This window comes from Methylotenera sp., from assembly GCF_030653755.1.
In the GTDB taxonomy this organism is placed as follows: Bacteria; Pseudomonadota; Gammaproteobacteria; order Burkholderiales; family Methylophilaceae; genus Methylotenera.
Window position 1 is genome coordinate 303437 of the sequence record NZ_JAURYU010000045.1, and the last position, 23456, is coordinate 326892.

Here is a 23456-nt window from a genome sequence, read left to right on the forward strand (position 1 = left end):
GATAGAAATAATTGATTGTGCTAAATTAGTTATCATTCAAATCCTATTCTAACGCTTACTGCATCAAGCATATTGTAAAATTTAAATCTTATTGGGCACAATTTAGACTTCACTAAACCATTTTTTTTCGTTACGATACACATTTTCAAGTATTATTAGTAATATTCAATTTAAAGGTTTTTTCTATGAGCGAACACATCACACACCTTAGCGATGCAAGTTTTGAACAAGATGTTCTACAATCGCCAATTCCAGTTCTTGTAGACTACTGGGCAGAGTGGTGTGGCCCATGCAAAATGATTGCACCAATTTTGGATGAAATTTCAAAAGAATATGCTGGCCGCATCAAAGTAGCAAAACTAAATATTGATGACAACCAACAAACACCACCTAAATATGGTATTCGTGGCATTCCTACTCTCATGTTATTTAAAAATGGTAACGTAGAAGCAACAAAAGTTGGGGCACTATCTAAATCACAACTGACAGCTTTTATTGACAGCAACATCTAAACACATTACGCTTAGCATAAATCAAGCGCTTGGTTTTAATACTTATAAGCTTTGAAACCAAGCAACACCCCCTTCAGGCAACAAAACTTAGCCTCTGGCGTTTAATCTAAAGCCTTTAAATTATCACTACACACATCTTGTTTTAGCGAGACCTCATGCACTTATCAGACCTCAAACATCTACCCGTTACAGAATTAGTAGAAATGGCCATTGCCAACGAAATCGACAATGCCAGTCGCATGCGAAAACAAGATTTAATTTTTGCCATTTTAAAAAATAAGGCAAAAAAAGGTGAAAGCATCTTTGGTGATGGCACTTTAGAAGTTTTACAAGACGGCTTTGGGTTTTTAAGATCACCAGACACCTCTTATCTAGCAGGTCCTGATGATATTTACGTATCACCATCTCAGATACGTCGTTTTAATTTACACACTGGTGACAGTATCCAAGGTGAAATTCGAATTCCTAAAGATGGAGAGCGCTATTTTGCTTTGGTTAAAGTAGATATGGTAAACGGTGAAGCGCCTGAAAATACCAAGCACAAAATTCTATTTGAAAACTTAACACCATTATTTCCCACAATTCCGCTTACGCTAGAACGAGACATCAAAGGCGCCGAAAATATTACCAGCCGCGTCATTGATATGATTGCGCCAATCGGTAGAGGCCAGCGTGGCTTGCTGGTTGCCAGCCCGAAAAGCGGCAAAACAGTCATGATGCAAAATATTGCGCATGCCATTACTGCAAACCATCCTGATATAATTTTAATCGTCTTGCTAATTGACGAACGCCCTGAAGAAGTGACAGAAATGACACGTTCAGTTAAAGGTGAGGTTGTTGCTTCGACGTTTGATGAACCTGCTACACGCCACGTACAAGTTGCTGAAATGGTGCTAGAAAAAGCTAAGCGGTTAGTCGAACACAAAAAAGACGTTGTCATTCTATTAGACTCGATTACCCGTTTAGCTCGCGCCTACAACACCGTCATTCCTTCTTCAGGCAAAGTTTTAACTGGTGGTGTAGATGCTAACGCATTGCAGCGCCCTAAAAGATTTTTTGGTGCAGCCAGAAATGTTGAAGAAGGTGGCTCACTGACCATTATTGCGACAGCACTAGTTGATACCGGCTCACGCATGGATGATGTGATCTATGAAGAGTTTAAAGGTACCGGCAACATGGAGATTCATCTTGATCGCCGTATGGCTGAAAAACGCCAATACCCTGCTATCAATGTGAATAAGTCAGGTACACGTCGCGAAGAACTATTGATTGAAAAAGACGTGCTTCAGAAAATCTGGGTATTGCGTAAACTTCTTTACCCGATGGATGACCTTGAAGCGATGGAGTTCTTGCTAGACAAAAACAAGTCAACTAAAAACAATGCAGATTTATTTTACAGTATGCGTAGAGGCTAACCTTACTACAAACAATTTTTCTTGAATAGCATCAGCAATGTAAAAATAATACTGAGTTAACGCAAAAATTTGCAACATATGCCGTATCATTCGGCAATCAATAAGAGGCTATTATTATGAAAGATGGAATTCATCCAGAATACCGTGAAGTTGTGTTTCAAGACATTGGTGCTGACTTTACTTTTTTAACTCGCTCTACTATCCATGCAAGAGACACTATTAAGTGGACTGATGGTAAAGAGTACCCATTGGTTAAAATTGAAGTTTCTTCAAAATCACACCCGTTCTACACAGGTAAACAAATGATTCTTGATACGGCTGGCCGTGTTGATAAATTCCGTAAAAAATACGGTATGTAATTTAATAGTTACGATCCTGCTTGCAGATTATCGTTCATCAAAAGGCAGCTTAGGCTGCCTTTTGTTTTAGTATGATGTTTATCCAATCCTCTTGCTCATATAAAATGAGCATACTTCAATGATGCAGATACCGAGCTAATCAATATGCGATTCCAACTTGATCACGACTGGCAAGGCAATATGTCCACGCCTCGCGCACACATAGGCGAGAACGCAAAATCACAGTTGCTTATCCTCTTATCTATTATTTGGATATTTCTTGGCCTTATTGGTCACACTCCTTGGAAACCATTAGAAACATCCAGCATTAGTATCGTTAAAGACATTCTTGATAACGGGCATTTGATCGCACCTTTGGCGGCCAACCAAACATTTATAGATTTGCCTCCGCTTTACCACCTCACGGCCGCAGGAAGTGCCAGATTATTCAGCCCACTGCTAGATATGCATGATGGCGCTCGCCTAATCAACGCACTCTGGATGTCGATTACACTACTGATGGTAGGCATGGCTGGCCGCGAATTATGGACGCGCGGTGTAGGTCGTTACGCAACATTTATCATGATAGGCACTATTGGCCTTATTTTAAATGCTCACAGCCTCAATGCTGAAGTTGCCACCCTAGCCAGCACTGCAACAGGGTTCTATGCATTTGCACTATCCAAGCGCAGACCATGGAGAGCAAGTGCCTTATTAGGCGTCGCAATGGCAATTGGATTTTTATCTAAAGGGTTATTACCAGTACTGATATTAACCAGCACAGCACTGTTGTTGTGGCTAACATTTAGCAACTGGCGTACAAAAAGTTTTACTACTTTTTTCAGCACAGCCCTTTTAGTTGCAACGCCACTAGTTGCCTTGTGGCTAGTTCCTTTTGTATTGTATTTCCCTGATTTATTTAATGCATGGCTCGATGCTGAGTTTAACAGCTTCACCCATGATCACTATTTCTACTTCTTTAATATATTAATCTGGTATGCGTGGCCTGCCCTACCTTTAGCATTATGGAGCCTATGGCGTTACCGCGCCCAATTGCTTAGTAAACCAAAGTTTCAGCTTACGATTACTTTCTTTATTTGCAGCCTAATTGCACTTGGTACCTGCGCTGACAATAAAGATATCAATGCTCTCACTTTGCTATTACCGTTAGTTGCGTTAGGTGCAGGTAGCGTTGAGTATCTCAAACGCGGTGCCGCATCAGCACTTAATTGGTTTGGTATCTCTTTATTTGCTTTAGCTGGCTCACTTATCTGGCTGGGCTGGTTTGCGATGGTAGTAGGTTATCCAAGTAAGCTTCAAGAGCGCATGCAGTTCTTGTCTGGTGCCAACAATGCTAATCTGGACATCATCAGCCTAGCGCTTGCCCTTATCATCACAAGCATCTGGATTTTTACATGTATTAGAGCCAGACAAAGCAACCGCGCTGCTGTAACTAACTGGGCTGTAGGCATGACGTTTGGGTGGGGCCTACTCATGACCCTATGGCTTCCGTGGATTGATAGCGCCAAAAGCTATATGCCAGTATTCAAGAGTATGCAGAGATCGATACCTAGCAACACCTCCTGCATCAACAGCCTGAATGTTGGGCAGTCTCAACGCTTGTTATTACACTATTACACCAACCTTCAATTAGAATCGATTGGTAGCATCCAATCGGCTCATTGCGACTTTTATCTGATTCAAGATGAAAGAGGTTTAACCAGAATGCAGCCTGGTGATGAATGGAGATTATTATGGCAAGGAAAAAGAGCTGCTGATAGAAAAGAAAGCTTCAGACTTTATCAGCGCCAACCATAAGAAAAAATTGAACAATTCTCACCGACACCATCTAAAACTAGTTTTTATAGGCCTAGCTCTTATGAGCTAGTTCAGTTTTAGATAGCCTAATACTGACGTGCTGAAGGGGTTATTAACAGTGGCACCTATTGAATGGTGCCGAAGTACTTACCACTGAAGTACTTAAGACCAAGGAACTTATAACTCAAGTACGCTTATAACTGCAGATGTGCTTTTATTGCAGTTTGAACTTTTTGATGCAAGCCTTCACCGCCCTGAATATTCACATATTCTGCAATTTGCTTACGCATAGGTAAGGCCCAAAAGCGATTAAGGTGCCCAGCAATATCTTCTTGGGCGTGATTCTGATTCGGATAAGACTCATAAAAATCACCAATCTGATTCGCCATTGAAATTAAACGTTGAATATCCATATACCCTAGCTTTTCTATATCTTTATTGATTCAAAATTCGTTCACCGTGGCTATACACCACATATCTATTCTCTCGTGCAAAACCTAGTAAAGTTAAGCCGCATTCCTTCGCTACACGTACAGCTAACCCTGTAGGTGCTGAAACGGCAACTAGCAAACCAACTCCTGCACTCGCAGTTTTCTGCACCATTTCAAAACTGGCACGGCTGGTGGTAATAATAAACCCATCATCAACAAGCGCAGACTTGGCTCTACTTTTTTCAAGCGCGCCAACCAGCTTATCAAGCGCGTTATGGCGACCAACATCTTCACGCACAATACTCAACGCGCCATCAGCTAAAGCGTATGCACTAGCATGCGTTGCACCCGTTTTTTGCTGCAACTCCTGCCTCCCTTGCATAGACTGCAAAGCACGCATAATACTTGACGCAGCAAATACAGATTGAGAACTTAAGCGTTCAGGGTAACGTACCGCCTGCGCCAAACTTTCTGCACCACACAAGCCACAGCCAGTCTTGCCCGCTAATGTGCGGCGGCGCTCTTTAAGTTGCACAAAACGCTCAGTTGCAATTTCACAATGTAACTGAATACCATTATCACGCACTTGAACATCGATATCGTATAACTCACTCACACTCTCTACAATGCCTTCAGACAGCGAAAAACCCAATGCAAAATCATCAAGGTCTTGGGCTGTTGCCAACATAACAGCATGAGAAACACCGTTATAAACTAATGCAACTGGTGTTTCTTCTGCCAAGCAATCCGAAGCTAGCTGTAGCTTTCCATCTCGCCACTGCTCAACCTCGAATCGACTCGTAGATGCATCTAATATTAAAGACAGCCTTAACTCCTAGTTAGCTTTTGCAACTTCTGCTTTTTTACCTGCAAAAGCAATTTGTGCCTCACTAAATGTTTTATAGTGTTTTTGCCAATCAGACAACTGACTAACGCGCGATACTTGTACTGCTGTTACTTTAAATTCAGGACAGTTAGTTGCCCAATCAGAATTATCAGTTGTAATCACATTAGCACCAGATTCAGGGTGATGGAATGTCGTATATACAACCCCAACCTGTACACGTTCTGTGATTTTAGCGCGTAACACAGTTTCACCCGCACGGCTGGCAATACCCACCCAATCACCCTCTTTAACTCCGCGCTCTTCTGCGTCATGTGGATGAATCTCAAGGATATCTTCAGGATGCCATGCAGTATTTTGAGTTCTGCGTGTTTGTGCACCAACATTGTATTGAGACAAAATACGACCTGTCGTTAATATCAATGGGAATTTTGCATTCACTTTTTCAGTGGTTGGTATGTACTGAGTAACAAAGAACTTACCTTTTCCACGTACAAATTCATCAATATGCATAATCGGGGTGCCATCTGGGTGCTGGTCATCACACGGCCACTGCACACTGCCCATTTCATCCAATTTTTTAAAGCTTACACCATGGAAGGTAGGGGTTAGCGCTGCAATCTCATCCATAATTTCTGAAGCATGCTTATATTGCATCGGGTAACCTAATGCTTCGGACAACTTAGCAGTTACTTCCCAGTCTTCATACCCATTTTTTGGACGCATCACTCTGCGTACAGGTGAAATACGGCGCTCGGCATTGGTAAATGTACCATTTTTCTCTAAGAATGAAGCCCCAGGGAAGAACACGTGGGCGAACATGGCTGTTTCGTTTAAGAATAAATCTTGAACAATCACACATTCCATATTTTCTAAGGCGTGCGTCACATGTTGTGTATTAGGATCTGACTGAACAATATCTTCACCAACACAATACAACCCTTTGAAGTTACCTTCACCCGCCTCATCCAACATATTTGGAATACGCAGACCAGGCTCTTTGCTTAGCGGTCTACCCCAAGCCGTTTCAAACAATGCACGTGTCGCATCATCTGCTACGTGACGGTATCCTGGGAACTCATGCGGCATTGAACCCATGTCACATGAACCTTGTACGTTATTTTGACCGCGCAATGGATTAACACCCACACCTTCGCGACCAATGTTAGCCGTTGCCATTGCTAAGTTAGCAATGCCCATCACCATAGTAGAGCCTTGGCTATGCTCTGTCACGCCAAGACCATAGTAAATCGCAGCATCACCGCCTGTTGCATACAACCTTGCGGCTGACCGAACCAGCTCAGGTTCTATACCCAACTCAGCAGCTAGCGCTTCAGGTGAGTTTTCAGGTTTAGCCACAAAATCACGCCATTCTACGAATGAATCCCACTCACAACGCTCTTTAACAAACGCTTCTTGCACTAAACCTTCTGTCACAATCACATGGGCTAATGCTGAAACTAATGCAACGTTTGTACCTGGGCGCAGTTTAAGGTGGTAATCCGCACGAATATGTGGAGAATTTGCCACTAGGTCAATTTCACGTGGGTCAGCAATAATGAGTTTTGCACCTTCACGTAAACGACGTTTCATTTGTGAAGCAAACACTGGGTGGCCATCTGTTGGATTGGCACCAATGATGAAAATCACATCAGAATGCATCACTGAATCAAATGTTTGCGTACCAGCAGATTCACCTAATGTTTGTTTTAAGCCATAGCCTGTTGGGCTGTGGCAAACACGAGCGCAGGTATCTACGTTGTTCACACCAAACACAGCGCGAATCAGTTTTTGCGTCACGTATACTTCTTCATTGGTACAGCGTGAAGAGGTAATACCACCAATCGCATCGCTGCCATATTGCTTCTGAATACGGGTTAACTCACTGGCTGCATAGCTAAACGCTTCATCCCAACCCACCTGTTGCCATGGATCTTTAATACTCTTACGTATCATTGGTGTTGTGATACGGTCTTTATGGGTTGCGTAGCCCCATGCAAATCGACCCTTAACACATGAATGCCCATGATTAGCGCCGCCATCTTTACTTGGCGTCATGCGAATCACTTCTTCGCCTTTCATTTCAGCATCAAAGCTACAACCTACACCACAATACGCACATGTCGTAGTCACGCTATGTTCTGGGGTACCAGCTTCAATCACTGTTTTTTCTATTAACGTTGCTGTCGGGCAAGCTTGCACACAAGCACCGCAAGAAACGCATTCTGAATCTAAGAAGCTCTTATTACCTGCTGAAACCTTAGACTCAAAACCACGGCCTGAAATTGTCAATGCAAATGTACCTTGTGTTTCTTCGCACGCACGCACGCAACGTGAGCAAACAATACATTTACTTGGGTCAAAGGTGAAATACGGGTTGCTTTCATCCTTAACAGAAGCTAAATGGTTTTCACCATCATAACCATAGCGCACTTCACGCAAGCCAACTGCGCCAGCCATATCTTGTAGTTCGCAATCACCGTTGGTTGCACAGGTTAAGCAATCTAGTGGGTGATCTGAAATGTATAGTTCCATTGTACCGCGACGAATATCCGCAAGTTTCGGCGTCTGCGTATGCACGACTATGCCTTCTGCCACTGGCGTGGTACATGACGCTGGATAACCTCGACGACCTTCCACCTCTACCAAACATAGGCGGCATGATCCAAACGGCTCCAAGCTATCAGTTGCACATAATTTAGGCACCATCACACCAGCCACTGTAGCTGCATGCATGATAGAAACGCCATCTGGCACCGTAATTTCTCTATCATCAATCGTCAGCGTTACTTGCTTAGCCGATTGACTTTTAGGTGTGCCGTAGTCGATGTTCGGGTTGTATTTAATTTCGTCCATAGTTATCTCCTAACCTGCTTGCGTTTCAGCAGGTAGTCCAAAATCTTGCGGGAAGTGATTAAGTGCGCTGAGTACAGGATACGGGGTCATGCCGCCTAATGCACATAATGAACCATTTAGCATGGTGTCGCTTAAATCGCGTACTAACTGAATGTTTTTAGCGTGGTCTTTACCTGATCTGATTTTATCAATCACTTCAACGCCTCGTGTTGAGCCAATACGGCAAGGGGTACATTTACCACAAGACTCAACCGCACAGAACTCAAATGCATAACGTGCCATTTTTGACATATCAACCGTATCATCAAAAGCCACAATACCACCGTGACCGAGCACCGCCCAAATTTTAGTAAACTCTTCGTAATCTAAAGGTGTATCAAATTGGCTCTCAGGTAAAAATGCGCCTAAAGGGCCACCAACCTGAACAGCGCGGATAGGCTTACCAGTCGCGGAGCCGCCGCCAAAGTCATATAACAACTCACGTAAAGTCGCGCCAAAAGCTAACTCCACCAAGCCATTGTACTTAAGATTACCAGCAAGCTGAATTGGCAGTGTGCCACGTGAGCGCCCCATGCCGTAGTCAGCATAAAATTGCGCGCCTTTATCTAAAATAATAGGCACTGAGGCAAGTGAAATCACATTATTCACTACAGTTGGTTTGCCGAACAAACCCTCAATCGCTGGTAGTGGTGGTTTAAATCGCACCAAACCGCGCTTACCTTCCAAACTCTCTAACAATGAAGTTTCTTCACCGCAGACATACGCACCCGCCGCGCGACGCACTTCCAGATGGAAGGCTTTACCGCTACCTAAAACATTTTCACCTAAATAACCTGCCTTATTCGCAGCTTCAATAGCTTCGTTAAGTGTTACTAATGCATGTGGATATTCTGAACGTAGATAAATATAACCGTGCGTTGCACCTACAGCAACACCAGCAATTGTCATGCCTTCAATCAGTACGAAAGGATCGCCTTCCATAATCATACGATCAGAGTAGGTACCTGAGTCACCCTCATCCGCATTACATACTATGTATTTTTGGTCTGACTCGCAGCCCAACACAGTGTTCCATTTAATACCAGTAGGAAATGCAGCGCCACCACGGCCACGCAAGCCAGAGTCAGTCACCGTTTTAACAATTTCTGCACCAGATAATTTAAGTGCATTTTTCAAACCGTTATAACCATCGTGCGCAAGGTAATCATCCAATGATACTGGGTCAGTCACACCAACACGCGCAAACGTTAAGCGCTGCTGCTTTTTAAGCCAATCAATTTCTTCTGTTAAGCCCAAACACAAAGCATGCGGTTTTGCGTTGATAAAGTCCGCATCAAAAAGTGAAGGTACGTCTTTCACTTTTACTGGGCCATAAGCAACACGACCATTAGCGGTTAATACTTCCACCATGGTTTCAAGCCAATAAAGGCCACGAGAACCATTGCGAATAATCTCCACATCCAAACCACGATTTTTCGCTTCAGTTGCGATAGCAACAGCCACTTTTTCAGCACCCACGGATAAAGCACTAGAATCGCGCGGAATATATATTTTTGTTGTCATGCTTTTGCCTCCGCAATCAATGCATCTAAATCAGATGGAGACACACGTCCATAAATCTCATCGTTCATCATCACAGAAGGTGATAATGCACAGTTTCCTAAACAATACACAGCCTCTAGCGTAATCGCGTTATCTTCTGTGGTTTGGTGATAGTCAATATTCATACATTTTTTTGCATGCGCTTCCAAAGCTTCGCTACCCATTGCCTGACATGATTCTGCACGACAAATATGCATCACATTACGACCAGGCTTGTGCGTTCTAAAATGGTGATAAAACGTCACTACGCCATGCACCTCTGCCACAGACAAAGCCAATGCTTTCGATATTTGTGGATACGCAGTTTCTGGCACATATCCAATATTATCTTGAATCGCATGCAACAAAGGCAGCAATGCGCCAGGACGATGCTGATGTTCGGCAACTAAACGATTAATCACCGTATTAATATCTTGTGGTGTGTTTGAATCAGGCAAGCTAATGTCTCCAAAACGACTATTATTACAATTGTATAATGCTACTATAATATACATGTAAAATGTTACTAATTATGACAAGTTGCGATGGAAAAAGTGCCCGATTCAAGCTCTAATTACCCCAATAAACTGATAGACCAATTTGGTCGTCAGGTTGACTACATTCGCCTTTCAATTACAGATCGTTGTGATTTTCGGTGCACGTACTGCATGGCTGAAGAAATGACATTCTTACCACGCGATGAGGTACTCAGCCTCGAAGAGTGCGCTCGCTTAGTAAAAGTGTTTGTTAATTTAGGGGTTACAAAGGTACGAATCACTGGCGGCGAACCACTCGTGCGCAAAAATGCACTATGGCTATTTGAAGAAGTCGGCAAACTTGAAACACTAAAAGAGTTAGTACTCACTACAAACGGCAGCCAATTAGAGAAGCAAGCCGCAGGTCTAAAACAAGCTGGTGTAAAACGAATTAACATTAGTTTAGACAGCTTAAATAGTGAGCGCTTTAAAAAAATAACGCGCACAGGTGAACTAGATAAAGTGTTGCGCGGCATACAGGCAGCCAAGCAAGTTGGTTTTGACAACATCAAGCTTAACAGCGTCCTCATGCGCGGCACAAACGAGGATGAAGTGCAAACCTTAGTGGATTTCGCAATCGATCAAGCCATTGACATCTCCTTCATTGAAGAAATGCCGCTAGGCGAAGTGAATCATGCTCGAGATTCCACTTTTGTCAGCAACGCAGATACCCTAAAAACATTGCAAAGTAAGTACACACTGATTGCAAGCACAGAATCTACAGGCGGCCCAGCGCGTTACTGGCAGGTAGCCAATAGCAAAACAAAAATCGGTTTTATCTCACCACACTCACACAACTTCTGTGAGGCTTGCAATCGCGTACGCATCACCTGCAAGGGCGAACTATACCTATGCTTAGGGCAGGACAGCAAAGTGGATTTAATGCCCCTTCTGCGCAATAATCCTGATAACGACCAGCCACTCATTCAAGCCATTGTCGATAGCATGTCAATTAAACCTAAGGGGCATGACTTTGACATACAACGTGCAAAACCCGCCGTCGTTAGATTCATGTCACACACAGGTGGTTAATGTCTGTCTCTGCCATCATACTTGCAGGTGGACGTGCCACACGTATGGGCGGCGTTGATAAAGGCCTAGTTCAATTTAAATCCAAACCACTGATTGATCACGTTATTTCAAGACTGACCCCACAAGTCGATGAAATTATCATTAACGCCAATCGAGAAATAGCGCAATACACCACATTTGGCTACCAAGTATTGCAAGATGAAATCATAGATTACCCAGGCCCCCTCGCAGGTATATTACTCGGCCTAAAATATGCTAAAAATGACCTAGTACTTTGCGTACCTTGCGACTCACCATTGCTGCCAGATAACTTAGTGCAACAACTCAAAACAGCGCTAATTAAAGATAGCGCCGACATCGCAGTTGCCACATGCAACGGCAATACCCACCCTGTATTTTGTTTGTGCAAAAAATCACTACTCCCTAGCTTAGAAAGTTTTTTAGCGGAGGGTAATAGAAAGGTGAGCGCATGGCAGAAAAGTCAAAAATATATGGAAGTAGACTTCGGTAACGACCATGTCGGATTTGAAAACTTAAACAGCCAACAAGACATTACCAAGCTAGAGTCAAAATGAGTTAAAGCTCCCTCCATGCTCCAGAGCCATAGACAGATGATGCTTATACAGAATTACTCTTGATGAAATTAATCTAATCTATCATAGTAAACTAACGATTATTATCAACATCTATAAATACTAAATTTCATATCCAATGAATAAAGAAACCACACTAAAAACTTTTGCCAACAACCCTAGCTGCATGGATGATTACGACCCTAATGCAATGCCTGTCACTAAAGCGCGTGAATTTATTCAGCAGTTTTTAGATCCTGTTTCTGCGTCTGAAACACTCGCGTTGCGCGAGAGTTTGGGGCGTGTGTTGGCGGCAGATATTACATCGCCAGCTAACGTGCCAAATTACGATAACTCGGCGATGGATGGCTATGCACTTAAAGCGAGTGATATTGCTACCTCACGGCTATTGGTGGTGGGCACTGCATTTGCTGGGAAGGCATTTGATGGCGTAGTGGAAAATGGGCAGTGTGTCAGAATCATGACTGGCGCCTTGATGCCTAAAGGAACAGATACGGTTGTTGTGCAAGAAAAAGTAGTGGTTGATGGTGAGTTTATCAACATGAGCGAAGCGCCTAAACCGCATGCGAATGTACGCTATGCAGGCGAGGATTTAAAGCTGGGGCAAGCCGCGCTTGCAACAGGGCACCTAATGCGCCCAGCAGACTTAGGCTTAATTGCATCATTAGGGATTGCAGAGGTGCAGGCCTATCGTAAGTTAAAAGTGGCGTTTTTTTCTACTGGTGATGAACTAGTAGGCGTGGGGAAGCCACTGCAAACTGGGCAAGTTTACGATAGCAACCGTTACACGCTATTTGGCATGTTAGCTCGGCTTGGTGTAGAGGTGATTGATATGGGCGCCATTGCAGATGACCCTGTGCTGCTTGAAGAGACTTTACTCAGTGCCGCAGCACAAGCCGATGTTGTCATCACAAGCGGAGGTGTTTCTGTGGGTGAGGCTGATTATATGAAGCTGTTACTCGCGAAACATGGGCAAGTGATGTTTTGGAAAGTCGCCATGAAGCCTGGGAGACCACTTGCCTATGGCAAGGTGGGTAATGCGCATTATTTTGGCTTACCTGGTAATCCTGTTGCTGTGATGGTGACGTTTTATCAGTTTGTGCGTGATGCTTTGTTAAGGCTAATGGGGCAATCAAGCCCTGTGCCTTTGCCTATATTTCAAGTACAGTGCACGCAGGCAATTAAAAAGATGACTGGCCGCACAGAGTTTCAACGTGGAATATTGTTCACTGACACTGACGGTATTTGGCGTGTAAAACCAACAGGGGCGCAGGGTTCTGCACTATTAAGCTCTATGTCATTAGCTAATTGCTTTATTGTGTTAGATGAAGCTGTTGGCAACCTAGACGCTGGGGCGATGGTGCAAGTACAAGTGCTAGATGGTATTGTTTAACGTCATGTTTTACTTAAATTAGTAGGCGTTATAAAGAATATAAATAAGGTGAATAATAGACAATTTGCGATCAATCAAAACAGCACACTAGCAATCAAGGCGGCTTGTTGTATAATTTCGTGTCATTTTTAAATCAAACTCTACTCACTAGGTCTTTTTTCTCTTTGAATTCAGCTGTAATCCAACCCTCATCAAAGGAATATACAATCGTATGGGCTATTATTTGCTCAGTACTGTTGCATGGTTTACTCGCGCTTATCATCCCAAATATGAAATTTGACGATATTAAAGCGCCTGAAGTTTTAGAAGTCCAGCTGGTTAAAAAAGCAGAACCACCTCCTCCAGCACAGCCAGAACCAATACAGCCGCCAGCCGAGGTAGTAAAGCCTCAAATTAAACCCAAACTAAAGCCCGAACCAAAACCTATTATTAAAGAGACTCCTAGCCCGATTGTTCAGGAAGTTCAGCCTGTAGTCGAAACACCACCGATTGCTCCTCAACAAGAAGTCATTGCGGTAAAACCTTCACCTGAGCGCACTTTGCCGACACAGACAGTGCCCGCCGCCGACCCAGTTAAAGAAACAACTCCAAAGCCTAGCCAAGTAGATATTGACAATGCAACGGGTCGATATGGCAACGCGCTATGGAGTGCTATCAGCAAACATAAAAAGTACCCTAAAATTGCACAAATGCGCGGCTGGCAAGGTGAAACAATTATTGAGCTTGAACTTGATGGCACAGGCAAGATTAAATCAAAAAGAATCACTCAATCTAGTGGTTATGAAGTGCTAGATAAGCAAGCACTTGAAATGGTAGAGAGAGCCTTACCATTCCCCACACCGCCAGAAGCATTACGGAATAGTAACTTTACCATTACCGTTCCTGTACCATTTAAGCTCGAATAAGCATCAAAAAACACTGCCGTGGCTAAAAAAAAGACCTCTCTTAAAGACCTTTTACTCATCCATGAGCTTGCTTTTATATTACTCATTTTTTTAGTAGCTTCAATTGGTGCAATAGGGATTCAACTTCAAGACCAATCTACTCAAGAATCTAATCGTATTAACTCACTTGTTCAAGAAATGCAGCAAACACGCGGTGACTTATACCGTCAATTGAAAGAACTGTTTGACGCTTACTTTTTAGACGACCCAGAAGCGCGTGCTGAATATAACGAATTTACTCGCACTGTAGAGAGCCATTTTAAACAACTACAATTATTGGCAGTTGGTGAAGCAGAAAAAATGGCAATTCGTGATTTACATGCTGGCTATCAGGCGTTTGTTTCTGAGACGTCTGCACTATTTGATCAAAATGCGCACCTTAGTAGTGACGACCTTAAAAAAATACTCAATACTGATTTAGAGGCGGGTTTATTTAACCGCTATGAATCTTTGCTAGCAAGCACTGAGCAACTATTAAATCTAAAACAAGTTGAATTAGATACACAACTTAAAAACAGTAAACGTAAATCCAATTATTTACTATTTACACCACTGTTACTGGCAATTTTACTTTTGCTATTCTCACGCGTGTTCCTGAAACGCTCAATCGTGAGGCCGATTGAAGGTCTATTACACGCCACCACTGAAATCAGTGCAGGCAATCTAACGCACAAAGCACCTGATGAAAATATTGAAGAGTTAGCTTCTTTATCTAAAGCTGTTAACGAAATGGCTGATAAGCTACTAAATAGCCAAGAGAATTTGATTCGTACCGAAAAGCAAGCTGCCCAGGGTTTGTTGGTACCGATGTTAGCCCACAATATTCGCAACCCACTCGCTAGCATCCGCGCTACTGCGCAAGTAATGGATGACCCTAATAACAATGCGGAAACGCAAGAGTCAATTAACGGCATTATTAACACAGTTGACAGACTAGAACGCTGGACTGGTGCATTACTAGCGTATTTACACCCATTAAAACCTCAGCCAATTTATACCAACATACATGAAATTGTGAATGGCGCACTTACCCCATTACAACAAAAAATCGCTGAAAAATCTATTCAACTCTCATTACCGAACTGGCCCAAACCTAATACAACCAATAATGACGAAATCTTTACTGACCATCACCTATTAGAGCAGGTTATCTATAATTTACTGCTTAACGCCATCGATGCATCAAGCAAAAATGCATCCATAGAAGTAGCGCTTAAAATCACCCAGGATGAGTTCCACTTATACTTAATGGATCGCGGCAGTGGTATGCCATTCACACCCGACCCCAGCGCCATGAGCGCCCCCACTACCAAACGCTTTGGCACAGGGATAGGCATTCCTTTTGCATTTAAAGTATGCGATGTATTAGGAGGCTCTCTTCAATTTACATCAAGACACGGCGGTGGAACCACGGTTATTATCTCTCTGCCTAAAATGCTAAATAACCTTCATCATTCTGTATCAACATGAGCCCATGGAATACAAAACAAATATTTTTAACATTATTCGCATTTACATGAGATATAGGCTTGCCTTAATGGGGCTTTTTATCAACAATGTAGGTAAGTTTCATATCAGTGATCAATTTTCTTATGCTTAATCAACTCGCACCTGATTTCCAATTACCCGCAACTAGCGGAAAAACATTCCAACGCTCAGACTTTATAGGCAAGCACCTCGTTATTTACTTTTACCCAAAAGACTCCACGCCAGGATGTACAACGCAAGGCATTCAGTTCAGAGATGCTTATGCAGATTTTCAAGCAAAAAACACTGAAATTTTTGGCATTTCACGCGACAGCCTGAAATCACATGAAAACTTTAAAGCAAAATTTAACTTTCCTTTTGAGTTGTTAGCAGATACTGAAGAAGTCGCTTGCTCCTTGTTTAATGTCATCAAAATGAAAAATATGTATGGCAAACAGGTAAGAGGTATTGAACGTAGTACGTTTATTATTGATGCAAATGGCGTTTTAATTAGAGAATGGCGTGGTGTTAAGGTAGATGGTCATGCCACTGAGGTGTTAAGCTTTATAAGTTCACTATAGCTTCAATAGCCACCATCGAATGTAGGTAAACAGACTTGTATGGCACATGCAATTTAATATCAATATTTAAAAGTAAAGTAATATGCATTTAGTAAGTTTTTCTCAACCCAAATTTCACTTAACTTAAATTTTGTTTAACTTACTTCAACTCCGTTACATTCATTACTATTAGAAAGTCTTTTATGGCTAAAAAAGATACTGGTAAATCCAAACTATTTGTTCTTGATACGAATGTACTGATGCATGATCCTTCATCTCTGTTTAGGTTTGAAGAGCATGACATTTACCTACCGATGGTTACATTGGAAGAGCTAGACAACAACAAAAAAGGGCTTACAGAAGTTGCACGTAATGCCCGCCAAGTAAGCCGTAGTTTAGAAGAAATTGTTGGTACAGACTTAACTAACCTAGAACTAGGATGCGCCCTATCACTTAACGGAAATAAACAAGCCACTGGCCGCTTATTCTTACAAACAACACAACTGCATATAGATCTGCCAGGGCTCGCTGGCAGCAAAGCTGACAACCAAATCATCAGCGTGGTACTTTGCTTACAAAAACAACATAGCAATAGACAAGTCGTACTTGTCAGCAAAGATATTAACATCCGCATTAAAGCGCGTGCAATGGGCGTGTTGGCTGAGGATTACTTTAACGACAAGGTCTTAGAAGATACCGATATTCTCTACAGCGGCATGGTAGAGTTGCCTGCAAACTTTTGGGACAATCACAGCAAAGCGATGGAGTCGTGGCAGGAATCTGGCCGCATGTTTTACAGGCTCACAGGGCCACTTTGCAAAACCTTTCTAGTGAATGAATTTGTTTATTACGAATTTGAAAAACCATTCCATGCTATTGTGCGCAGCATTGAGAAAGATACTGCCGTATTAGAAGTCGTTAGAGACCATCTATTACCAAAACATAACGTATGGGGTATCACTGCACGTAACCGCGAGCAAAACTTTGCACTAAACTTGCTCATGGATCCTGAAGTAGACTTTGTCTCTCTACTTGGACAAGCGGGGACAGGTAAAACACTATTAACATTAGCGGCCGCATTGACCCAAGTGCTGGATAAAAAAATCTATTCTGAAATCATCATGACTCGCGTTACTGTTCCAGTTGGCGAAGACATTGGCTTTTTACCAGGCACAGAAGAAGAAAAAATGACGCCATGGATGGGCGCCCTAGAAGACAACTTGGATGTACTGAACAAAAGTGATGAAGAGGCTGGCGATTGGGGGCGTGCTGCAACCCAAGATTTAATTCGTACTCGCATCAAGATTAAATCTTTAAACTTCATGCGTGGCCGCACTTTCTTAAATAAATTTTTAATTATTGATGAAGCGCAAAACCTAACACCAAAACAAATGAAAACTCTAATTACCCGGGCGGGCCCAGGTACAAAAGTCGTTTGTTTAGGCAACATTGCACAAATTGACACGCCATATTTAACAGAAGGCAGCTCAGGGCTCACCTATGTGGTTGATCGTTTTAAAGGCTGGAGTCATAACGGCCATATCACACTACAACGTGGTGAACGCTCTCGTCTGGCTGACTTTGCAGCGGAAATTTTATAGGCTTATGATGTGTTGTAATTTTATGCTCAGCAGTCAGCACGTATGCTTCAATAAAGGTAACTTCTAATGCATATGTGTAAAGGCTTTTACACCTTACTCACAGCACAGTTTTTATCTGCTTTAGCTGACAACGCACTACTGTTCGCCGCTATTGCACTACTTGCCCAGATAAACTCACCTGATTGGCATACACCATTGCTACAGCAGTTTTTTGTGATCTCCTACATTGTACTAGCCCCCTTTGTAGGTTCATTTGCTGATGCATTACCAAAGGGGCGTGTGATGTTTATCGCCAATGCCATTAAGTTCATCGGTAGCCTTGCTATGTTATTAGGCATGCCTCCGTTGTATGCTTATGGCATTGTGGGCATTGGTGCAGCCGCATACTCACCAGCCAAATATGGCATTTTGACAGAGCTACTTCCACCAGAAAAGTTAGTCAGTGCCAATGGCTGGATGGAAGGCTCTACTGTAATTGCAATCATTCTGGGCGCTCTACTTGGCGGTAGCATGGCAAGTCATGACCCCTCTTTTGCAATGATTATCATCACTCTGCTTTACATGGTCGCTTCAATATTTAACATTTACATTCCTAAACTGCCTATCGATCACAAACTGCCAAAGAAAAACCCCGTCTTTATGCTTTACGATTTTTGGCACTCATTTAAAGCATTGTGGTTAGATACGCGCGGGCAGGTATCACTAGCAGTGACAACATTATTCTGGGGAGCTGGTGCAACATTAAGGCTAGTAGTTATCGCATGGGCAGCAAGTGCACTTAATTTTGGTTTAGAACAAGCCACCCAATTGATGGCGATACTTGCTGTCGGCATTGCAGCTGGCTCAGTGGTTGCTGCACGCTATATCAAGTTAGAGGAGTCCACAAAAGTACTACCTGCTGGCATCATGATGGGCTTACTTGTAGTAGCCATGGCTTTTGTTCAACATTGGCAACTAGCAGTAGTGTTGCTATTTGTTATTGGTGCACTAGCTGGCTTCTTTGTTGTACCATTAAATGCATTGCTACAGCACCGTGGACACGAATTGATTGGCGCAGGTCACTCAATTGCAGTGCAAAATTTCAATGAGCATATCGGCATATTATTAATGTTAGGTGCCTACCTATTAATGGTAAAAGCTGAGATTTCAATTAATATTATCGTGATTGTATTTGGTGTTTTTGTGAGTCTTTGCATGATGCTCATTAACAAACGTTACAGATATCTCAATTAGTCACAAAATTATTCTTAATATACAAATAAAAACGGATGAGGGAGTTATCCGCTCATCCGTTTTATCAGTGTGTTACTTATTCAGCTTAATTAATGCAGTTTTACATGCGCCTCTGTACGCCTCGCTATCATTCTAGCAAGCGTCTGTAACGCCATGCTCCAGAACCCGTGCAACGCCATCAAATGTAGCTTATAGAGAGATTGATACATCGTACGTGCAATCAAGCCTTCAATAAACAAACTACCACCTGATAGTGCCCCCATCAAATTACCAACGGTAGTGTAGCTACCTAAATTAACAAGCGAGCCATAGTCCCGGTAAGTGAACTCTGGCAAATCTGTTTTGCCAGCCACTCGGTATTTTAATGTTTTAACTAGCATACTTGCCTGCTGATGTGCAGACTGTGCACGCGGCGGTACGGTTGCATCTTGACCATGCCCAACCCATGGGCATGCTGCACAATCCCCAAAAGCAAAGATATTGTCATCTAATGTCGTTTGTAAACTAGGCTTAACGACTAGTTGGTTTATTCTATTAGTTTCTAAACCATCAATTCCGCTCAAAAAATCTGGCGCTTTGATACCTGCTGCCCAAACTACCAATGCCGATGGAATAAAACGGCCACTATGTGTTTGTACACCTTTGCTGGTAACCTCAGTGACGCGCTCACCCATATATAAGTGCACACGCAACTTTCTAAGCTCTAGATCTACTGAATTTGAAAGCTTAGCTGGAAGTGCTGGCAATACTCGATCGCTAGCCTCAATTAAAGAGATTTTCACATCACGGTCAGGGTCAATCTTATCAAGACCATAAGCAGCTAATTCTCGCGTCGTATTATGCAACTCAGCTGAAAGCTCAACGCCTGTTGCACCAGCTCCAACAATGACCACTTCTAACTGTCCTGCCTGCACTGGTTCAGGCTGTGTTTGTGCTCGCAATAATGCATTGTGCAAACGTCTATGAAACTTTTCAGCTTGATCTTGCGTATCTAGTGCAATTGAATGTTCGCGAGCACCTTTCACACCAAAGTCATTTGTCGTACTGCCTACGGCAATCACTAAAGTGTCGTATTTGATCGTGCGACGTGGGATTACTTCAATGCCATCCTCATCATAATTAGGCGCAATTGAAATTTCTTTTTTAGCCCTATCTAGACTATCCATACTACCAAGCCGGAATTTAAAATGGTGCCAATGTGCCTGTGCTAAATATACAAGCTCATGCTTTTCTGGGTTCATGCTACCAGCCGCAATTTCATGCAACAATGGTTTCCAAACATGTGTCTTTGATTTATCAATCAGAGTAATCAATGCTTTACCCTTGCGTCCCAAACTATCACCTAATTTGGTTGCTAACTCTAATCCGCCAGCTCCACCACCCACAATGACGATTTGATGCAACTGCTCTGCTCCCATTTTACCCATTGCGCACTCCTACAATTACTAATATTAAACGCTAAAAACGAAAAACGCTTACTGAAGTTCAGTAAGCGTTTTTACATCTAGCTATAACTTACTCGTTTCCAGTAACCGTTGAATTACTGCGAATCCACGCGATAACTTTTAATGTTTCATCTACAGTTAAACCATCTGGTGGATCAGCCTGCATCAGACCAAAACCTTTAGCGCCCATACCACCGTTTGTGCCGTGCCAAATAGTTTCAAACATACCCTTATTAGTTGCATTTTTAGCATATTTAAAGTTTGGGCCTTGCAATCCTGGAGCAACAGCACCTTCACCGTGACCTCCGTGACAAGCCACGCAAGAATATAAGTTAAATTTCTTTTTACCCGCCAATATTTCAGATTCAACACCAATATATGGGTTTTTACCAGTTGAAATAAACTCTTTTGCCGCAGGTGTATCGAATAGTTTTGCGTCTATTTTCAATGGCGAACCATCCTGTGTTGTTACCAAATCAATCATTTTGATATCTGCACCAGATTCAGCTTTAGCAGCTTCCCCATTAGAGCCAGAGTCTTGACCACATGCAACTAGCGTTGCGATGATAGCAACTAGAAATAAAAGTTTATTCATCATTCACTCTATCTATTATAAAAAGTTTAATAATAACGCATTTATGCCGTAATAAAAAACGGTCGCAATCGCGACCGTTTTTTATTTCATAAACACAACTAATTATTCGTTACCTGTAATTTTGCTGTTGCTACGAATAAACGCAATGACTTTTAACAAATCATCTGGTTTCAAACCTTCTGTTGGATCTTCTGGAACCATTAAACCTAAACCTTTAGCACCCATACCACCGTTAGTGCCGTGCCAAATCGTTTCAAACATACCTTTGTTTGTTAGATTTTTAGCGTACTTCATTGTAGAACCTGTCAAACCTGGAGCAATAGCACCTTCACCATGACCACCATGACATGCATTACATGAGTACAGGTTAAATTTCTTTTTACCTGCTTTAATAGCGACTTCGTTGCCTACGTATGGATTTTTACCTGTTGCTAAAAATTCTTTTGCTTCTGGTGTATCAAATAGATCTTTTTTAATATTTAAAGGTGCACCATCTTGCGTTGCTACTAGGTTAATGTCTGCAGCCTGCACATTCACAGATACCAAACCTGTTAATGCCAACATAGAAACTAATAATGTTGACGCTAAAGTTTTATTGCCTAACATGTTATCTCCTAATTTAATTCACATAAAATGAGTCACGTTTATTTATGCTAAGCGCATTTGGTCAACGTATATTCATTTAACGCAGTTATTTATATATCGGTTGACTCAACAACGCAAAATAAGCGCACATTTTACTCTGTTTTTGGGATTGCGTCACCGCGTGTTTCACGATTAACATCTTTTCCTTTACGATAAACTTTCATAATACTATCGCCGTCAACAACTGGCATGTGTGGAATGCCATAATCATCAAGAATTTTGTTAATTTTGTCTTTATTTCTTTCTAGCGCACCTTCGATCATCGCTAAACGCTCTTTATCTGATTTACGCACACCAATTGAAATATTCCAATTAGTTTTACCTTTAGCATTAACTAACTCGTAATCTGGCACCATCACCACTTCTAATGGCTCTTTTGATTGCTTAGCGAAATACCCGCCAATTGGACCCCACATAATTGCAACATCAATTTCACCTGCTAACAAATCATCAATTAAATAACTTGGTGGTAAGTTCAAATCACGTTGCATACGATACGGTCTTGCATTAGGCATCAAACCATAATCATTTAACGCGATCGTAGCTGGACTCTGCCCTACGATACCAATCGTCGACTTCTTAAGATCAGGACTATCCCAGTCTGTAATTTTCATACCGCTACTTTTTTTGTAAATAAACACATGGCCAGCACGGTAATAAGGTTTTGAGGTTCTCAATGCATCATAGTCTGATGTTGTACCCATAATCACATCACATTTTTTTGCACTCAAAGTATTTCTGATAAAGCCCATTCTGTCGTACCAAAATGTATAAGCAAGCTTCTTATTTAAATCTTGCGCTAACACCTCTGCGATTTTGTTTTCAAACCCTTCTAACTTGCTATTTGAATAGGGTAAGTTGTCTTGGTCTGCACAGACTTTAAATTCTGTACCATCATCTACACGTTGCACTTCACCAGCTCTGCCAGAAGAGTAATAATCTTCAGCCTGTACATTTCCTACAGTAAGAAAACCCATGAAAAGACCAAGCAATTTCATTCTTTTTAACATTTTTATTCCTTATCATAAAATGCGGCCTAAGCTTCACCGCGCTAACTTATAGAGTATTAACTTAATCAAAAGTTCTACCTATTAATCCCTACAAAATCGACATTTCACTATACAGGATAGCTCCGTCATGAAATAGCGGATTTTCATGAATTTTGCTCAAATCATGATTAATTTCTCTTACCGCTACCACACAAAAATTCGCTTAAAAAGTCACAAACAAACCGACATGCTGAAACAATTTAGATTAACTCACAAAAGTTTTGTGAGATTTAAGATTTCTTGAATTTTACTTATGCAAATACCACATTGGTTGGTTGATTGATAATTACTTAGATATTTACTTATATTCACTCAATCAATAAAAAAACACCCCGACGAATCGGGGTGTTTTTATTTACTACATTTAGTACTAGCTTACAATATTAGCTAATAATTTTATTGTTTTTCAACAATCAATTATAGGCTGAATACGTTCAATGCACCGCCGCCAGGAGCAGCGTTGTATTTAACTAATTCTGCATAACCACCAGCAGCACCTAAAGCGTCTGTTGGGTTAGTCATACCAAGGTTCATCGCTACACCAGCCCAGCCACCGATACCTGATAGC

21 protein-coding genes are annotated in these 23456 nt (G+C 42.0%); 12 read left to right on the forward strand and 9 right to left on the reverse strand.

Annotation, left to right across the window (positions count from 1 at the left end; genetic code table 11):
• Positions 1–185: 185 nt before the first annotated feature.
• The 4 genes from trxA to Q7U33_RS09530 all read left to right on the forward strand — a co-directional run bounded on the left by trxA (position 186) and on the right by Q7U33_RS09530 (position 4083).
• On the forward strand, positions 186–512 hold the full coding sequence (gene trxA, locus Q7U33_RS09515; protein WP_304860147.1) for a thioredoxin TrxA: 327 nt from the start codon (positions 186–188) through the stop codon (positions 510–512).
• Between the two features lie 155 nt (positions 513–667).
• Positions 668–1927, forward strand: a complete 1260-nt coding sequence (rho, locus tag Q7U33_RS09520) for a transcription termination factor Rho (RefSeq protein WP_304860149.1) — start codon at positions 668–670, stop codon at positions 1925–1927.
• Between the two features lie 116 nt (positions 1928–2043).
• Entirely contained in the window at positions 2044–2286 is a 243-nt protein-coding gene (locus Q7U33_RS09525; protein ID WP_019897248.1) for a type B 50S ribosomal protein L31, read from the forward strand.
• A gap of 144 nt (positions 2287–2430) precedes the next feature.
• The gene (locus Q7U33_RS09530) at positions 2431–4083 is read left to right on the forward strand and encodes a glycosyltransferase family 39 protein (RefSeq protein ID WP_304860152.1); all 1653 of its coding nucleotides are present in this window, start codon (positions 2431–2433) and stop codon (positions 4081–4083) included.
• 194 nt (positions 4084–4277) lie between these two features.
• Here the strand turns inward: Q7U33_RS09530 and Q7U33_RS09535 are convergent, their stop codons facing one another.
• The 5 genes from Q7U33_RS09535 to Q7U33_RS09555 all read right to left on the reverse strand — a co-directional run bounded on the left by Q7U33_RS09535 (position 4278) and on the right by Q7U33_RS09555 (position 10253).
• Complete coding sequence (locus tag Q7U33_RS09535; RefSeq protein WP_304860154.1) at positions 4278–4496, reverse strand: formate dehydrogenase subunit delta; 219 nt, start codon at positions 4494–4496, stop codon at positions 4278–4280.
• A gap of 22 nt (positions 4497–4518) precedes the next feature.
• Positions 4519–5256, reverse strand: a complete 738-nt coding sequence (gene fdhD, locus Q7U33_RS09540) for a formate dehydrogenase accessory sulfurtransferase FdhD (RefSeq protein WP_304860156.1) — start codon at positions 5254–5256, stop codon at positions 4519–4521.
• A 93-nt stretch (positions 5257–5349) separates the two neighbouring features.
• Entirely contained in the window at positions 5350–8214 is a 2865-nt protein-coding gene (fdhF, locus tag Q7U33_RS09545) for a formate dehydrogenase subunit alpha (RefSeq protein WP_304860158.1), read from the reverse strand.
• Between the two features lie 9 nt (positions 8215–8223).
• Positions 8224–9777 carry an NADH-quinone oxidoreductase subunit NuoF gene (locus tag Q7U33_RS09550; RefSeq protein ID WP_304860161.1) on the reverse strand — a complete coding sequence of 518 codons (1554 nt, stop codon included), beginning with the start codon at positions 9775–9777 and terminating at the stop codon, positions 8224–8226.
• Positions 9774–10253 carry a formate dehydrogenase subunit gamma gene (locus Q7U33_RS09555; RefSeq protein WP_304860164.1) on the reverse strand — a complete coding sequence of 160 codons (480 nt, stop codon included), beginning with the start codon at positions 10251–10253 and terminating at the stop codon, positions 9774–9776. Before Q7U33_RS09555 ends, Q7U33_RS09550 begins: the two co-directional genes overlap by 4 nt.
• Positions 10254–10340: 87 nt before the next feature.
• Here Q7U33_RS09555 and moaA point away from each other — a divergent pair, with 87 nt between their 5' ends.
• The 8 genes from moaA (at position 10341) to lplT (ending at position 19154) form a co-directional block, all read left to right on the forward strand.
• Positions 10341–11363: a GTP 3',8-cyclase MoaA gene (moaA, locus tag Q7U33_RS09560; protein ID WP_304860166.1), complete on the forward strand. Its 1023-nt coding sequence runs from the start codon at positions 10341–10343 to the stop codon at positions 11361–11363.
• Positions 11363–11938 carry a molybdenum cofactor guanylyltransferase MobA gene (mobA, locus tag Q7U33_RS09565; RefSeq protein WP_304860168.1) on the forward strand — a complete coding sequence of 192 codons (576 nt, stop codon included), beginning with the start codon at positions 11363–11365 and terminating at the stop codon, positions 11936–11938. The genes moaA and mobA overlap by 1 nt, the downstream gene beginning before the upstream one ends.
• A 136-nt stretch (positions 11939–12074) precedes the next feature.
• Positions 12075–13349, forward strand: coding sequence for a gephyrin-like molybdotransferase Glp (gene glp / locus Q7U33_RS09570; RefSeq protein ID WP_304860170.1), 1275 nt, complete (start codon positions 12075–12077; stop codon positions 13347–13349).
• Between the two features lie 269 nt (positions 13350–13618).
• The gene (locus Q7U33_RS09575) at positions 13619–14254 is read left to right on the forward strand and encodes an energy transducer TonB (RefSeq protein ID WP_304860173.1); all 636 of its coding nucleotides are present in this window, start codon (positions 13619–13621) and stop codon (positions 14252–14254) included.
• Positions 14255–14272: 18 nt separating this feature from the next.
• Entirely contained in the window at positions 14273–15763 is a 1491-nt protein-coding gene (locus Q7U33_RS09580) for an ATP-binding protein (RefSeq protein WP_304860174.1), read from the forward strand.
• 122 nt (positions 15764–15885) lie between these two features.
• Complete coding sequence (locus tag Q7U33_RS09585) at positions 15886–16341, forward strand: peroxiredoxin (protein WP_304860175.1); 456 nt, start codon at positions 15886–15888, stop codon at positions 16339–16341.
• 182 nt (positions 16342–16523) lie between these two features.
• Positions 16524–17921, forward strand: coding sequence for a PhoH family protein (locus tag Q7U33_RS09590; RefSeq protein ID WP_304860178.1), 1398 nt, complete (start codon positions 16524–16526; stop codon positions 17919–17921).
• Positions 17922–17993: 72 nt separating this feature from the next.
• Entirely contained in the window at positions 17994–19154 is a 1161-nt protein-coding gene (lplT, locus tag Q7U33_RS09595) for a lysophospholipid transporter LplT (protein ID WP_304860209.1), read from the forward strand.
• Between the two features lie 89 nt (positions 19155–19243).
• On the opposite strand, the gene Q7U33_RS09600 is transcribed toward lplT, so the two are convergent.
• The 4 genes from Q7U33_RS09600 to Q7U33_RS09615 form a co-directional block, all read right to left on the reverse strand.
• Positions 19244–20581 (reverse strand): NAD(P)/FAD-dependent oxidoreductase, encoded by a 1338-nt coding sequence (locus Q7U33_RS09600; RefSeq protein WP_304860180.1) that lies wholly within the window; start codon positions 20579–20581, stop codon positions 19244–19246.
• An 88-nt stretch (positions 20582–20669) separates the two neighbouring features.
• Positions 20670–21194 (reverse strand): cytochrome c, encoded by a 525-nt coding sequence (locus Q7U33_RS09605; protein ID WP_304860211.1) that lies wholly within the window; start codon positions 21192–21194, stop codon positions 20670–20672.
• A gap of 102 nt (positions 21195–21296) precedes the next feature.
• Positions 21297–21800, reverse strand: a complete 504-nt coding sequence (locus Q7U33_RS09610) for a cytochrome c (protein ID WP_304860182.1) — start codon at positions 21798–21800, stop codon at positions 21297–21299.
• 131 nt (positions 21801–21931) lie between these two features.
• Positions 21932–22849 (reverse strand): quinoprotein dehydrogenase-associated putative ABC transporter substrate-binding protein, encoded by a 918-nt coding sequence (locus Q7U33_RS09615; protein ID WP_304860185.1) that lies wholly within the window; start codon positions 22847–22849, stop codon positions 21932–21934.
• Between the last annotated feature and the right edge of the window lie 607 nt (positions 22850–23456).

Bases quoted from the DNA above. Each gene is read 5' to 3' on its own strand.
- Q7U33_RS09600 (WP_304860180.1), bottom strand. From the start codon at position 20,581: ATGGGTAAAATGGGAGCAGAGCAGTTGCATCAAATCGTCATTGTGGGT.
- Q7U33_RS09530 (WP_304860152.1), top strand. From the start codon at position 2,431: ATGCGATTCCAACTTGATCACGACTGGCAAGGCAATATGTCCACGCCT.
- Q7U33_RS09610 (WP_304860182.1), bottom strand. From the start codon at position 21,800: ATGTTAGGCAATAAAACTTTAGCGTCAACATTATTAGTTTCTATGTTG.
- mobA (WP_304860168.1), top strand. From the start codon at position 11,363: ATGTCTGTCTCTGCCATCATACTTGCAGGTGGACGTGCCACACGTATG.
- Q7U33_RS09590 (WP_304860178.1), top strand. From the start codon at position 16,524: ATGGCTAAAAAAGATACTGGTAAATCCAAACTATTTGTTCTTGATACG.
- Q7U33_RS09525 (WP_019897248.1), top strand. From the start codon at position 2,044: ATGAAAGATGGAATTCATCCAGAATACCGTGAAGTTGTGTTTCAAGAC.
- lplT (WP_304860209.1), top strand. From the start codon at position 17,994: ATGTGTAAAGGCTTTTACACCTTACTCACAGCACAGTTTTTATCTGCT.
- Q7U33_RS09605 (WP_304860211.1), bottom strand. From the start codon at position 21,194: ATGAATAAACTTTTATTTCTAGTTGCTATCATCGCAACGCTAGTTGCA.
- Q7U33_RS09615 (WP_304860185.1), bottom strand. From the start codon at position 22,849: ATGTTAAAAAGAATGAAATTGCTTGGTCTTTTCATGGGTTTTCTTACT.
- rho (WP_304860149.1), top strand. From the start codon at position 668: ATGCACTTATCAGACCTCAAACATCTACCCGTTACAGAATTAGTAGAA.
- Q7U33_RS09550 (WP_304860161.1), bottom strand. From the start codon at position 9,777: ATGACAACAAAAATATATATTCCGCGCGATTCTAGTGCTTTATCCGTG.
- glp (WP_304860170.1), top strand. From the start codon at position 12,075: ATGAATAAAGAAACCACACTAAAAACTTTTGCCAACAACCCTAGCTGC.
- trxA (WP_304860147.1), top strand. From the start codon at position 186: ATGAGCGAACACATCACACACCTTAGCGATGCAAGTTTTGAACAAGAT.
- fdhF (WP_304860158.1), bottom strand. From the start codon at position 8,214: ATGGACGAAATTAAATACAACCCGAACATCGACTACGGCACACCTAAA.
- Q7U33_RS09575 (WP_304860173.1), top strand. From the start codon at position 13,619: ATGAAATTTGACGATATTAAAGCGCCTGAAGTTTTAGAAGTCCAGCTG.
- moaA (WP_304860166.1), top strand. From the start codon at position 10,341: ATGGAAAAAGTGCCCGATTCAAGCTCTAATTACCCCAATAAACTGATA.
- Q7U33_RS09585 (WP_304860175.1), top strand. From the start codon at position 15,886: ATGCTTAATCAACTCGCACCTGATTTCCAATTACCCGCAACTAGCGGA.
- Q7U33_RS09535 (WP_304860154.1), bottom strand. From the start codon at position 4,496: ATGGATATTCAACGTTTAATTTCAATGGCGAATCAGATTGGTGATTTT.